General features: G+C 62.6%; 9 protein-coding genes. 4 read left to right on the top strand and 5 right to left on the bottom strand.

The window, feature by feature from the left end; translation table 11 throughout:
- Positions 1–107 precede the first annotated feature (107 nt).
- Entirely contained in the window at positions 108–1,598 is a 1,491-nt protein-coding gene (locus ABWL43_RS02770) for an aldehyde dehydrogenase family protein (protein ID WP_242198994.1), read from the bottom strand.
- Between the two features lie 153 nt (positions 1,599–1,751).
- On the opposite strand from ABWL43_RS02770, the gene ABWL43_RS02765 reads away from it, so the two are divergent.
- The 3 genes from ABWL43_RS02765 to nadE all read left to right on the top strand — a co-directional run bounded on the left by ABWL43_RS02765 (position 1,752) and on the right by nadE (position 4,899).
- Positions 1,752–2,639 carry a LysR family transcriptional regulator gene (locus ABWL43_RS02765; RefSeq protein WP_242198992.1) on the top strand — a complete coding sequence of 296 codons (888 nt, stop codon included), beginning with the start codon at positions 1,752–1,754 and terminating at the stop codon, positions 2,637–2,639.
- Between the two features lie 214 nt (positions 2,640–2,853).
- Positions 2,854–4,068 carry a nicotinate phosphoribosyltransferase gene (gene pncB, locus ABWL43_RS02760; protein ID WP_065900159.1) on the top strand — a complete coding sequence of 405 codons (1,215 nt, stop codon included), beginning with the start codon at positions 2,854–2,856 and terminating at the stop codon, positions 4,066–4,068.
- 3 nt (positions 4,069–4,071) lie between these two features.
- Positions 4,072–4,899, top strand: coding sequence for an ammonia-dependent NAD(+) synthetase (nadE, locus tag ABWL43_RS02755; protein ID WP_106577642.1), 828 nt, complete (start codon positions 4,072–4,074; stop codon positions 4,897–4,899).
- A gap of 241 nt (positions 4,900–5,140) precedes the next feature.
- Here the strand turns inward: nadE and azu are convergent, their stop codons facing one another.
- Positions 5,141–5,587 (bottom strand): azurin, encoded by a 447-nt coding sequence (gene azu / locus ABWL43_RS02750; RefSeq protein WP_404486619.1) that lies wholly within the window; start codon positions 5,585–5,587, stop codon positions 5,141–5,143.
- A gap of 331 nt (positions 5,588–5,918) precedes the next feature.
- Between azu and ABWL43_RS02745 the strand changes: the two genes are divergently transcribed.
- Complete coding sequence (locus ABWL43_RS02745) at positions 5,919–6,101, top strand: hypothetical protein (RefSeq protein ID WP_106577640.1); 183 nt, start codon at positions 5,919–5,921, stop codon at positions 6,099–6,101.
- Between the two features lie 46 nt (positions 6,102–6,147).
- Here ABWL43_RS02745 and ABWL43_RS02740 read toward each other — a convergent pair whose 3' ends face one another.
- The 3 genes from ABWL43_RS02740 to ABWL43_RS02730 all read right to left on the bottom strand — a co-directional run bounded on the left by ABWL43_RS02740 (position 6,148) and on the right by ABWL43_RS02730 (position 12,963).
- Positions 6,148–7,038 carry a transglutaminase N-terminal domain-containing protein gene (locus ABWL43_RS02740; RefSeq protein WP_404486617.1) on the bottom strand — a complete coding sequence of 297 codons (891 nt, stop codon included), beginning with the start codon at positions 7,036–7,038 and terminating at the stop codon, positions 6,148–6,150.
- On the bottom strand, positions 7,038–9,524 hold the full coding sequence (locus ABWL43_RS02735) for a circularly permuted type 2 ATP-grasp protein (RefSeq protein ID WP_262208773.1): 2,487 nt from the start codon (positions 9,522–9,524) through the stop codon (positions 7,038–7,040). The genes ABWL43_RS02740 and ABWL43_RS02735 overlap by 1 nt, the downstream gene beginning before the upstream one ends.
- Before the next feature lie 148 nt (positions 9,525–9,672).
- On the bottom strand, positions 9,673–12,963 hold the full coding sequence (locus ABWL43_RS02730) for a DUF2126 domain-containing protein (RefSeq protein ID WP_404486615.1): 3,291 nt from the start codon (positions 12,961–12,963) through the stop codon (positions 9,673–9,675).
- Between the last annotated feature and the right edge of the window lie 13 nt (positions 12,964–12,976).

The following is a 12,976-nucleotide window of genomic DNA, read 5'->3' as shown; positions in this document are numbered from 1 at the left end:
AACTCAATCAACTGTGGGAGCTGGCTTGCCTGCGATAGCGGTGTATCAGTCACCACCGCTATCGCAGGCAAGCCAGCTCCCACATTGACCTCACTGCGGCCTGAAACTCAGTCGAAGGTAATGCCCTGCGCCAGCGGCAACTCCAGCGAGTAATTCACGGTATTGGTCTGGCGACGCATGTAGCCGCGCCACGCATCCGAACCCGACTCGCGCCCGCCGCCAGTCTCTTTCTCACCGCCAAACGCGCCACCAATCTCCGCACCGCTTGGGCCGATGTTGACGTTGGCGATGCCGCAGTCGCTGCCCACCGCCGACATGAACTGCTCGGCTTCACGCACATCGGTAGTGAAGATGCAGGACGACAGGCCTTGCGGGACCGCGTTGTTCAAACGCAGGGCTTCGGCAAAGTCGCTGTAGCCGATCACATACAGAATCGGTGCGAAGGTTTCGGTGCACACCACATCGCTTTGCTCAGGCATTTCCACAATCGCGGGCGACACGTAGTAGGCATTCGGGAATTTATCTTCCAGCTGACGCTTGCCGCCGAACACCTTGCCGCCTTCGCTCAAGGCCTGCTCCAGGGCGTCCTGCATGTTTTCGAAGCCGTGTTTGTCGATCAGCGGACCGATCAGGTTGCCTTCCAGCGGGTGGCCGATGCGCACCTTGGAATAGGCCGCCTTGAGGCGGGTGACGATTTCTTCTTTGACCGATTCATGCGCGATCAGGCGGCGCAGGCTGGTGCAACGCTGGCCGGCGGTGCCGACGGCGCTGAACAGGATGGCGCGTACGGCCATGTCCAGGTCGGCGCTTGGGCCGAGGATCATTGCGTTGTTGCCGCCCAGTTCGAGAATGCTACGGGCGAAGCGGGCGGCGACTTTCGGCGCCACTTCGCGGCCCATGCGGGTGCTGCCGGTGGCGCTGATCAATGCCACGCGCGGGTCATCGACCAGCGCGGCGCCGGCGTCGCGGCCACCGATGATCACCTGGCTCAGGTACTCGGGCGCATCGGTGAATGTTTTCAGCACACGCTCGAACAGCGCCTGGCACGCCAGCGCGGTGAGCGGGGTCTTTTCCGACGGTTTCCAGATCACGGCGTTACCACACACCAGCGCCAGCGTGGTGTTCCACGCCCACACGGCCACCGGGAAGTTGAAGGCGCTGATCACGCCGACCACGCCCAGCGGGTGCCAGGTTTCACGCATATGGTGGCCCGGGCGCTCGGAGGCGATGGTCAAGCCGTACAACTGGCGGGACAGGCCGACGGCGAAGTCGCAGATGTCGATCATTTCCTGCACTTCACCCAGGCCTTCCTGGGTGATCTTGCCGGCTTCCCAGGACACCAGCTCGCCCAGGTCTGCCTTGTATTCGCGCAAGACGTCGCCAAACTGGCGCACCAGTTCGCCACGACGCGGTGCCGGCACCTTGCGCCAAGCCTCGAATGCATGCTCGGCGCGACTGACCTGTTGCTCCACCTCGGCGGCGCCTTCCCAGTGCACACTGCCGATACGGCTGCCGTCGATCGGCGAATGCACGGGTTGTTTACCCGACTGGTACAGCGCCGGGCTCACCCCGAGACGATCAAGCAATGCGGCAACCATGGGTCACTCCTTCAATTTCAAACAGAAAATTCGCGCCGCCACAGACACGGCGATCCAGGCCTTATTTGTAGCTGGCCCAAGACTTGCCAACAAACGACGATTAGGCGAGATATCATTCCGTTTATTCATGCAAAGAATAAAAAGAGGCGTGCCGTGCTGAACAAAAGACATTTGCCCTCGATCACCGCCCTGCAGTGTTTCGAAGCCGCCACCCGCCACCTGAGCTTCACCCGCGCCGCCGAGGAACTGAACCTCACGCAAAGCGCGGTGAGCAAACAGGTCGCGCAGTTGGAAGAGTTGCTGCAACACCTGCTGTTTCGCCGGGTGCGCCGCCGCTTGCAGATGACCCCGGCGGGCGATTTGTACTTGGTGGAAGTGCGAAAAATCCTCACACAGGTGGAGATGTCCACCCATTACCTGCGCTCCTACGGCGGCGAGACCGAAGTGCTGCGGGTGTCCACGCCCTACACCTTCGGCGCGCGCTGGCTGGTGCCGCGCCTTAAAGGCTGGCGTTTGCGCCATCCGCACATCCATTTGGACCTGTGCAACGAGCAGGAGCCGGACGAATTGCTGCAAGGCAAGGCCGACATGGCCTTCTACTTCGGCCAGGGCTCACGGCCCGGCACCGAGAGCCTGAAATTGTTCAGCGAAGAACTGGTGCCGGTGTGCGCGCCGGAAAGCCTCCCTGCGCAGCCGTTCACTGACCCCACGCAACTCAGCGACCTGGTGCTGCTGCAGAACGCCTCGCGGCCCCAAGGCTGGCATGACTGGTTCGCCAGCCAGGGTTTCCACACCGAGCACAGCTACCACGGGCCGCGCTTCGACACCTTCTATATGTGCATTCGCGCGGCGCAAGTGGGCTGCGGCGTGGCCTTGCTGCCGCGCTTTCTGGTGGAAGAAGAATTGGCCGAGGGCAAGCTGGTGATTCCCTGGCAGCACGCGTTGCCCAGCCAGGATGCGTATTACCTGGCGTATCCGGAGCATTCGGCGGAGGTGCCCAAGGTGCGCGATTTTGTGAAGTGGATGATGGAACAGGTTTAGATCTTTTTTGGCTGCACCACCGCCATCGCAGGCAAGCCAGCTCCCACATTTGGAATGCATTTCAAGTGTGGGAGCTGGCTTGCCTGCGATAGGGCCAGTGGCCATTCCGAAAAAATCACTGGCAAAACCCCACGGGTCTATGCGCCACTAGCGCCATTCCTTAATAGTGCGTAAAGGTCGGCGCCCATCGTCGACCCGTCTGGAGATTCCCGTTATGAGCGAGAGTGTGTTTGCCGATCGCATCGTGCAGAACTTGCTCGACACCGACTTCTACAAGCTGACCATGATGCAGGCGGTGCTGCACAACTACCCGAATGTGGAAGTTGAATGGGAGTTTCGTTGCCGCAACAGCGAAGACCTGCGCCCGTACCTGGCGGAAATCCGCTACCAGATCGAGCGCCTCGCCGAGCTGAGCCTGAGCCCGGATCAATTGGGCTTTCTGGAGCGCATCAGCTTCATGAAGCCGGACTTTTTGCGCTTCCTGGGGCTGTTCCGCTTCAACCTGCGCTATGTACAAACCGGCATCGAAAACGGCGAGCTATTCATTCGCCTGCGCGGGCCGTGGCTGCATGTGATCCTGTTTGAAGTGCCGATGCTGGCCATCGTCAGCGAAGTGCGTAACCGCTACCGCTACCAGACCGTGATCCTCGAACAGGCCCGCGAGCAGCTGTACCGCAAATTCGACTGGCTGACCGCCAACGCCAGCAGCGACGAGCTGTCCGAGCTGCAGGTGGCCGACTTCGGCACGCGCCGGCGCTTCTCGTACCGGGTACAGGAAGAAGTGGTCAGCGTGCTCAAGCACGACTTCCCAGGCCGCTTCGTCGGCACCAGCAACGTGCACCTGGCCCGCGAATTCGACATGAAGCCGCTCGGCACCATGGCCCACGAATGGATCATGGCCCACCAGCAACTCGGCCCGCGCCTGATCGACAGCCAGATCGCCGCGCTCGACTGCTGGGTCCGCGAATACCGAGGCCTGCTGGGCATCGCGCTGACCGATTGCATCACCACCGATGCCTTCCTCGGCGACTTCGACTTGTACTTCGCCAAGCTGTTCGACGGCCTGCGCCACGATTCCGGTGACCCGGTGCAGTGGGCAGAAAAGGCCATCGCCCACTACCACAAGCTCGGCATCGAGCCGATGAGCAAGACGCTGGTGTTCTCTGACAGCCTGTCGCTGCCCAAGGCCCTGGAGATTTTCCGCGCGTTGCGCGGTCGCATTAATGTCAGCTTCGGCATCGGCACCAACCTGACCTGTGACATTCCAGGGGTTGAGCCGATGAGCATCGTGCTTAAAATGACGGCCTGCAATGGCCAGCCCGTCGCGAAAATCTCTGATGAAGCGGGCAAGACCCACTGCACCGATCCGAATTTCGTCGCCTATTTGCGTCACGTTTTCAAAGTACCTGCCCTTTCCAGCAAGGAGTGAATCATGCAAGCCGTACAGCGTGAGATTGCGCAGCAGCTCAAGGTCCAAGCCCCGTTCAAGGACCAGGCCGCCCTGGAGGCCGAAGTTGCCCGCCGCGTGACCTTTATCCAGGATTGCCTGCGCAATTCCGGGCTAAAAACCTTGGTGTTGGGCATCAGCGGTGGCGTCGACTCCCTGACCGCAGGCCTGCTGGCCCAACGTGCGATGCACGAACTGCGTGCCAGCAGCGGCGACGAGGCCTACCGTTTCATCGCCGTGCGCCTGCCTTACGAAACCCAGTTCGACGAAATCGACGCCCAGGCTTCGGTGGACTTCATCGAACCGGACGAGCGCCACACTGTGAACATCGGCCCGGCGGTCAAATCCCTGGCCAATGAAGTGGCAGCCTTTGAAGGCAAGGCGGCGGTGTCGCGTGATTTTGTACTGGGCAACACCAAGGCGCGCATGCGCATGGTGGCGCAGTACACCATCGCTGGCGCGGCCGGTGGCCTGGTGATCGGCACCGACCATGCGGCGGAAGCGGTCATGGGCTTTTTCACCAAGTTTGGTGACGGTGCCTGCGACCTGGCGCCGCTGAGCGGGCTGGTGAAAAACCAGGTACGTGCGATTGCTCGGCACTTTGGCGCGCCGGAATCGCTGGTGGAGAAGATCCCGACGGCCGACCTCGAAGACTTGTCGCCAGGCAAGCCGGACGAAGCATCCCACGGCGTGACGTACGCCGAGATTGATGCCTTCCTGCACGGCGAGCCAGTGCGTGAAGAAGCGTTCAAGATCATTTGCGACACGTATCGCAAGACCGAGCACAAGCGGGTCATGCCCTTCGCGCCGTGATACGTATTTTTTTGGCGAGCGGGCCTGTTGTGGCGAACGGGCTTGTTGTGGCGAGCGGGCTTGCCCCGCGTTGGGCTGCGCAGCAGCCCCAGTAAGCCAACCGCGGTGATTCAGTAACACTGAGTTGCAGGTATTTGGGGCCGCTGCGCAGCCCAACGCGGGGCAAGCCCGCTCGCCACAAGGTATTCAACGCCCACAAAAAAGCGCCCCGCAAGGCGCTTTTTTTTCGACCAGGGTCGGCTTACTTGACGGTCACAGTGCCTTTCATCATCGAGATGTGGCCTGGGAACGAGCAGAAGAACGCGTAATCCGTACCGGCGGCCAGTTTCGACACATCGAAGGTCACGGCGTCTTTCTCGCCAGCACCAATGATCTTGGTGTGGGCGATGATGCGCGTGTCGCCGTCTTTGAGGTAATTCTTTTCAATGCCGGCGGCCATGCCGTCGCTGGCGATGCCAGGCATGTCGGCGGCGGAGCTCAGCACCCAGTTATGGCCCATGACGTTCTTCGGCAAGCTGCCGGAGTGTTCCAGGTTTACGGTGAACGTCTTGCAGCTCTTGTCGATGGTGATTTCTTTGGTGTTGAAGGACATCTGGTCGGTGGACTCAACAGTGACCGCGCACTCTGCAGCAAGCAACTGGCCGCTCGCCAGTGTCAGCAGGGAAACAGCAACGATTTTGGCAAACATGTGAATCTCCATGGCAGGGTTTAAAAAACGCGTATTGCGACAAGGGTGCCTCAAGCAGGCCTGAATTCTTATGATCTGAATCAACAGATTGTATACAACTTTAGGCTATCAGACTGATCAACACAATCTACCAGCCAAAGTTCGAACACCTGCTTATGATCGGCTCATCCCCCCTGGAGCCCGCGCCATGCATCTGAATCAACTGTTCAACGGCCTGCTGGCCGCGTACGCCTGCGGTAAGTGAAGGCCAACCGCGCCGCTAAGCTGCTACCATAGCGACCCAAGGCAGCTGCGCGCCGCCACCCTCACCTTCGACCCTAGAGGATCGCCCATGGCCAAACCTAATTACTCCTTCGCCAAACGTCAGAGAGACTTGGCCAAGGAGCAGAAGAAAGAGGAAAAGCTGCAACGCAAGAAAGCCGCTGCAGATGAAGAAGCAAGTGCACTGAACCCGGATGCCGAAGGTGAAGTGGCAACCGACGAAACCGAGACACCGAAAGACCCGGCTGAATAAATTCTGTTGAGGTGAGCAGGCCTTCCCTGCTCGCCTCAATCCACTGCTATTTCAGCGGCATCACCGTCACCCGCACCTCCGGGTCATGGTTCCCTCCTCCCAGAATCACCCCCCGCAACGGCGACACATCCGAGAAATCCCGGCCCCAGGCCAAGGTGATGTGCTCCAGTGCCGGCTGCACATTGTTGGTCGGATCAAAATCTACCCAGCCCGACACCGGGCAATACACCGAAACCCACGCGTGCGATGCATCGGCGCCGATCAGCCGTGGCTGGCCGGGCGGTGGCTGCGTCAGCAGATAGCCACTGATGTACCGCGCCGCCAGGCCACGCGAGCGCAGGCAGGCGAGCATCAGGTGGGCGAAGTCCTGGCACACCCCGCGTCGGCGTTCCAGCACTTCCACCAGCGGCGTGGCGACCTGGGTGGCTTCGGCATCGAAGGTGAACTCGCTGAAAATCTTCTCCATCAACGCCTGCACGCCGAGCAGCAACGGCTCGCCGGGCGGAAAGCAGCTTTCGGAAAACTCGACGAAGGTTTTTTTCAGGTGCACGTAGGGCGATTCGAAGCGATAGCGGCAGGCTTCGATCAGTTCGGCTGACAGCGGCTGGCTGCTGTAAGTCAGGCTGTCGCGGGTTTGATCCCAGGCCGGCGACTGCTGAAAATCCAGCGCAGGCCGCGCCAGCACTTCGACGGTCAGCCCTGCATTCACCAGCAGCTCATCATGGGGCCGTTCGAACGCCAGCCGAGTGATCGGGTTGCCGAACACGTCCAGCTCATCGCGACGCGCCGTCGGCTCCGGGCTGATTTCCAGTTGCTGCGAACTGCAACGCTGCCACGCGCACGGCCGTGGCCACAAGTGCGCCAGCTGCTGCGCCAGCGACACCGGGCTGTCGTAGTGGTAGTGGGTATCGTGAAAAATCTGGTAGCGCGCACTCATCACACCGACACCGTCTGCTGGCTGACATCATCCACATGGGCAAAATGGCGCAACGCCAGGCGATCCGACACTTGCCCACTCTCATCGGCTACCGCTTGCAGCAGGTCAGCCAGGCCGCCCAACGCGGCACGCACGCTCGACTCGCCGAACAGCGGGTTCTCCAGGCAACCGAGGTCGAAACGTGCCAGGCGCTCCACCAGCGGCGCCAGCCCGGTTTCTCGAGGCACACCGAAGTCATCGTTGAGACGACGTAACGTGCGGCTGACCAGTTTCAGCTGGAACAGCACCGCATGCGGGTTCTGCTCATCCAGCAACAACAGGTCAAGTACCGGGATCAACTGCGGCACCGCCAGGTAGCGCGAGCGATAGGTGATGCTGCTGTTACCCAACTCCAGCAACCACTCCAGCCCGGCCTGATCAAACACCGCCACGCCACGCAGGAACGCTGCCAGGCTGCTGCTCAGGAACTGCAGACGCTCGATGCGCCGGCCCATCATCAAGAAGCGCCAGCCTTCATCGCGGGTCATGTCATCCAGGGCAAAGCCGGACAGCGCCGCCAGGGACATCACCAGGCGGTTGAGGAAATCCAGCAGTTCGCCGAAGTCCGGGGTCTCGCTTTCCAGCTCCAGGGCTTCGCGCTGCAGCTCGACCAAGGCCTGCCAGTTTTCCCGCGACAGCTTGCCGCGCACCTGGGACGCCGCCCACTGCAGACGCTGCAGGTTGGCGCGCAGGCTCGATGGCCAGTCATCGCCAAGCAAGGCGGCAAGCAGCCGCTCGGGCAACTCCCCTTCTTCGGGCAGCAAGCGCAGGGTCTCGCCCAGCTCGACCGCCGCCTGCAAGGCCAGCGGGTCGTCACCGTCCACATACCGCGCCAGCACAATCCGCAGCCAGCGCGCACTGTCATCACAGCGCTCGCAGTAACGGCCAAACCAAAACAGGTTTTCCACCACGCGTGACGGCAGGTAGGGGTCGCGGCGCACCAGATCGTGGGCGCCAATTGGCCGCTGCGCGCGCCACTGTTCGCCACCCGCCGTACGCTCGCCCAGCACCCAGGTGTCTTTGCTCGCGCCGCCGCGTTGCATCGATACCACATCGGCGTCGGCCTCGGCCGCCACACGGGTCAGGCCACCGGGCAGCACGCGGTAGCCCTCGTCGCTGGCCACCGCGTACACGCGCATGCCGATGGCGCGGTGTTGCAAATGGTCATCCACGGTATGCCACACCGGCGCCTGGGACAGTTGCGCCAACTCCTGGGCGACATACGCATAAGGTCGCGCACGCATGCGTTCGGCCAGCGCCTGGCGTTGTTCGTCGCTCAAGTCGCGGCCAAATACCGGGGCGAAACTTTGCGATGGAAACGCCGGTTTGATCAGCAGCTCGGGCAGTTTCTCCAGGGCCTCAGCGAGCACCGGCGCCTCACCGCACCACCAGGTGGCGATGGACGGCAGGATCAATTCTTCACCAAACAGGAACTGGTTGATCTTCGGCAAAAAGCCGAGCAAGCCCGGCGATTCCAGCACGCCACTGCCCAGGGCATTGGCCACCAACACATTGCCTTGGCGCACGGCATCCAGCAGGCCGGGCACGCCCAGCGCAGAGTCGGTGCGCAGTTCCAGCGGGTCGCAGAAGTCGTCGTCCAGGCGACGCATGATCGCGTGCACCCGGCGCAGGCCGCTGAGGGTTTTCAGGAACACGGTGCTGTCGCGCACGGTGAGGTCGCCGCCTTCCACCAACGGGTAGCCAAGCTGTCGCGCCAGGTACAGGTGTTCGAAATAGCTCTCGTTGAAACGCCCCGGCGTCAGCAACACGATCAGCGGCGACTGGTCGTCACAGGAAGCCTGGCGGGCCAGGGTTTCCTGCAGCGTGCGGAAGAAACCGGTGAGGTGCTGAACCTGCAGGTCGCGGTACAAATCCGGAAAGGCGCGGGACACGATGGTGCGGTTTTCCAGCGCATAACCGGCGCCCGAAGGCGCCTGGGTACGGTCGGCGGTGACCCACCAGCGGCCATCCGGGGTGCGCGCCAGGTCCACGGCGTACAGGTGCAGAAACGTACCGTCCGGCGGCTGGATGCCCTGGCACGGCCAGAGGAAGTTGTTATGCCCGAACACCAGCTCAGCCGGCAGCAGACCTTCTTTGATCAGAAGCTGCGGGCCATACAGGTCGGCCAACACGGCATTGAGCAGGCGCGCACGCTGGGCGATACCGGCCGACAGGTGCCGCCACTCATCGGCGGCCAGCACATGCGGGAGTAAATCCAGCTCCCACGGGCGATCGGCGCCCTTGGGGTCGGCGTAGACGTTGTAGGTCACGCCGTTTTCCTGGATCTGCCGGGTCAGCAGCGCCTGGCGCTGGGCCAATTGCGCGGGCGCGCTGCGTTGCAGGTGATCAAGCAAGCGCTGCCAATGGGCACGCACCGCGCCGCTGTCGTCCAGCAGTTCGTGGTAAGTGCCCGCAGTCAGCGGGTAACGGTCGAGCAAGTCGGACATGGAACGCTCGGCAGAGGCAAGGGAAGTCAAAGTCACCACAGTCTAATGTGGGAGCGGGCTTGCTCGCGAATACGGCGGGTCAATCAACTCATATATCGACTGATTCACCGCTTTCGCGAGCAAGCCCGCTCTCACATTTGAACAGCATTCAGTCATTTTTATTGGGGAAACGCCGCAAATCCAGGGTCATCGGTAGTTCATCATTGATAACCAAAGGAGGCACGGGCAACTTGCCTGGGCTATGCCCCAAGCGGAAAAACCGCGCCATGCGCCGGCTCTCTGCCTCATTGGCATTCACCGGCAAGCTGTCGTAATTGCGCCCTCCCGGGTGGGCGACGTGGTACTGGCAGCCGCCCAGCGAGCGTTGCATCCAGGTGTCGAGCAGGTCGAACACCAGCGGCGCGTGCACCGCGATGGTCGGCTGCAGGCAGTTGGCCGGTTGCCAGGCGCGGTAGCGCACGCCGGCGACAAACTCACCCACACGCCCGGTGGGCTGCAGGGGCACCGGAATGCCATTGCACGTCAGCAAATAGCGTTGTGGTGGCAGCCCGCTCAGCTTCACCTGCAAGCGCTCAAGCGACGAATCCACATAACGCACCGTGCCGCCCACCGCGCCCTCCTCGCCCAGTACGTGCCAAGGCTCCAGAGCCTGGCGCAGCTCCAGTTCGATGCCGCTGACGGCGTAGTCGCCAACCTTGGGGAAACGGAATTCCAGGTGCGCAGCAAACCATTCGGCGCGCAGCGGGTAACCGGCGGCGTTCAGTTCGACGATCACGTCGGCGAAATCCTGCTCGATGAAGTGCGGCAACAGGAAGCGGTCATGCAGCTCGGTGCCCCAGCGCGCCAGTTTCGGCGGCGCGTACGGCTCACGCCAGAAGCGCGCGACCAAGGCGCGCAGCAGCAATTGCTGGGTCAGGCTCATGCGCGCATGCGGTGGCATTTCAAACGCGCGCAGCTCCAGCAACCCCAGGCGGCCGGTGGCGCCGTCCGGCGAGTAGAGCTTGTCGATGCAGAATTCGGCGCGGTGGGTGTTGCCCGTCACGTCGATCAGCAAGTTACGCAGCAGGCGGTCGACCAGCCACGGCGGGCATTCTTCGCCGGGCTCGGGCATTTGTGCGAAGGCGATTTCCAGCTCGTACAGCGCGTCGTTACGCGCCTCATCCACCCGTGGTGCCTGGGAGGTCGGGCCGATAAACAGCCCGGAAAACAGGTACGACAGCGACGGGTGGTTGTGCCAGTAGCTGATCAAACTGCGCAGCAAGTCCGGGCGGCGCAGGAACGGCGAATCCTTGGGCGTGGCGCCGCCGAGCACAAAGTGGTTCCCACCGCCGGTGCCGGTGTGGCGGCCGTCGATCATGAATTTTTCGGTGGTGAGGCGGGTTTGCCGCGCCTCTTCGTAGAGAAATTCGGTGCGCTCGACCAACTCGTCCCACGTGGCGGACGGCTGCACGTTGACCTCGATCACACCTGGGTCCGGCGTGACCCGGAAGTTGCTCAGGCGCGTGTCGAACGGCGGCTCGTAGCCTTCCAGCAACACCGGGCAGTGCAGTTCTTCGGCGGTGGCTTCAATGGCGGCTACCAGTTCGAGGTAGTCCTCGACGCGCTCCAGCGGCGGCATGAACAGGTAGAGGCGCCCTTCCCGCGCTTCGGCGCACAAGGCGGTGCGGGTCAGCCAGTCGGCGGATTCGTCGACTTTCGGCACGCGCTCATCGCTCGTCGCGGGTTCACCGTGGCTTTGCAACTGCGCGGTGGTCGGCAGCGCCGGCTGATCCTGGTTCGGGTCGGTCGGATGCACGAACGGGTATTCCGCGGCGGTCACCCAAGGCTGCGAGGCCAACGGCAGGCGATAACCCAGCGGCGAATCGCCCGGCACCAGGCGGCAGTGGTTGTCGCGCAGGTACCAGCGCCCACTCTGCCAGCGGTCATTGGCGGCCGTGCGCGCCAGCGGCAGCACTTGGCCGATGACCTTATCCAGGCCCTGGCTGAACACTTTGCGCAGGCGTTCACGCTCCAGGTCGTCGCTCAGCCGTGGGTCTTGGGCGGTGACGTTTTGTGGCAACGCACCTTCGCGCCACAGGTAGTAGAAATTGTCTTCGAAAGCTGGAAACACGAAGCGCGCCGGCAACTTCAGGCGTTCGGCGACGCAGGCCAGGAAGCGCCCGGCCATCACGCCGTCGGCGCCGTAATCTTCCTGTTCATCGGCGATCAGCGCGCTGTTGTGCCAGATCGGCACACCGTCGCGGCGCCAATAGCAATTGAGCGACCAGCGCGGCAGTTGCTCGCCGGGGTACCACTTGCCCTGGCCGAAGTGCACCAGCCCCGTGGGCGCGTAGTGTTTGCGCATGCGCTGGAACAACTCGGCAGACAGGCGACGCTTGTCCGGCCCCAGCGCAGCGGTGTTCCACTCGGCGCCATCGGGGTCGTCGATCGAGACGAAGGTCGGCTCGCCGCCCATGGTCAGGCGTACATCGTCCTTGAGCAGGTCGCCGTCGATCTGCCGGCCCAGTGCCTGGATCGCCAGCCACTGCTCTTCGGTGTAGGGCTTGGTAACCCGAGGCGCTTCCCAGATGCGTTCAACCGACATCTCGTGGGTAAATTCGCACTCGCAAGGCTCCACCAGCCCACTGATCGGCGCGGCGGACGATGGATCGGGACTACAGGCCAACGGGATATGGCCTTCACCGGCAAACAGCCCGGAGGTCGCATCCAGGCCGATCCAGCCGGCGCCGGGCAAATACACTTCGCACCAGGCGTGCAAGTCGGTGAAGTCGACGTCGGTGCCGGACGGGCCGTCGAGGGCTTTGACGTCGGCGGTCAGTTGGATCAGGTAGCCCGACACAAAACGCGCCGCCAGGCCCAAATTGCGCAGCAACTGCACCAACAACCAGGCCGAATCGCGGCAGGAGCCAGAAGCGTTTTCCAGGGTGAACTCCGGGGTTTGCACACCCGGTTCCATGCGGATCAGGTAGCCGATATCAGCAGCCAGGCGTTGGTTGAGGCCGACCAGAAAGTCCACGGCCGGCAAGGGCGTGCGGTCGATGCCGGCCAGGTAGGCGGCGAACTTTGGCGTCAGCGGCAGGGTTTCCAGGTACGGCGCCAGCTCGCGCTGCTCATCGGCGGCGTAGCTGAAAGGGATCTTTTCGGCGTAGGGCTCAAGGAAAAAGTCGAACGGATTGAATACCGCCATCTCGGCGACCAGGTCGACTTCAATGCGCAGCTGGTCAGTCTTTTCCGGGAACACCAGGCGCGCCAGGTAGTTGCCCTGCGGGTCCTGCTGCCAGTTGATGAAGTGCTGCTCGGGCAGCACTTTGAGTGCGTAGGACAAAATCCGCGTGCGGCTATGGGCAGCCGGGCGTAAACGCACGATCTGTGGGCCGAGTTCGACAGCGCGGTCGTAGCGGTAATGCGTAACGTGGTGCAACGCGACATGAATCGACACGGCGGCCTCCTGC

Source organism: Pseudomonas sp. HT11, assembly GCF_044875395.1.
GTDB lineage: Bacteria > Pseudomonadota > Gammaproteobacteria > Pseudomonadales > Pseudomonadaceae > Aquipseudomonas.
The sequence above is the reverse complement of the archived record's forward strand: the minus strand, read 5'-3'. Positions and strand labels throughout refer to the sequence as shown.

What these genes read in the sequence shown, in the direction of transcription:
- ABWL43_RS02770 (WP_242198994.1), bottom strand. Translation starts at nt 1,598, where the DNA reads ATGGTTGCCGCATTGCTTGATCGTCTCGGGGTGAGCCCGGCGCTGTAC.
- pncB (WP_065900159.1), top strand. Translation starts at nt 2,854, where the DNA reads ATGAGCGAGAGTGTGTTTGCCGATCGCATCGTGCAGAACTTGCTCGAC.
- nadE (WP_106577642.1), top strand. Translation starts at nt 4,072, where the DNA reads ATGCAAGCCGTACAGCGTGAGATTGCGCAGCAGCTCAAGGTCCAAGCC.
- azu (WP_404486619.1), bottom strand. Translation starts at nt 5,587, where the DNA reads ATGTTTGCCAAAATCGTTGCTGTTTCCCTGCTGACACTGGCGAGCGGC.
- ABWL43_RS02745 (WP_106577640.1), top strand. Translation starts at nt 5,919, where the DNA reads ATGGCCAAACCTAATTACTCCTTCGCCAAACGTCAGAGAGACTTGGCC.
- ABWL43_RS02740 (WP_404486617.1), bottom strand. Translation starts at nt 7,038, where the DNA reads ATGAGTGCGCGCTACCAGATTTTTCACGATACCCACTACCACTACGAC.
- ABWL43_RS02735 (WP_262208773.1), bottom strand. Translation starts at nt 9,524, where the DNA reads ATGTCCGACTTGCTCGACCGTTACCCGCTGACTGCGGGCACTTACCAC.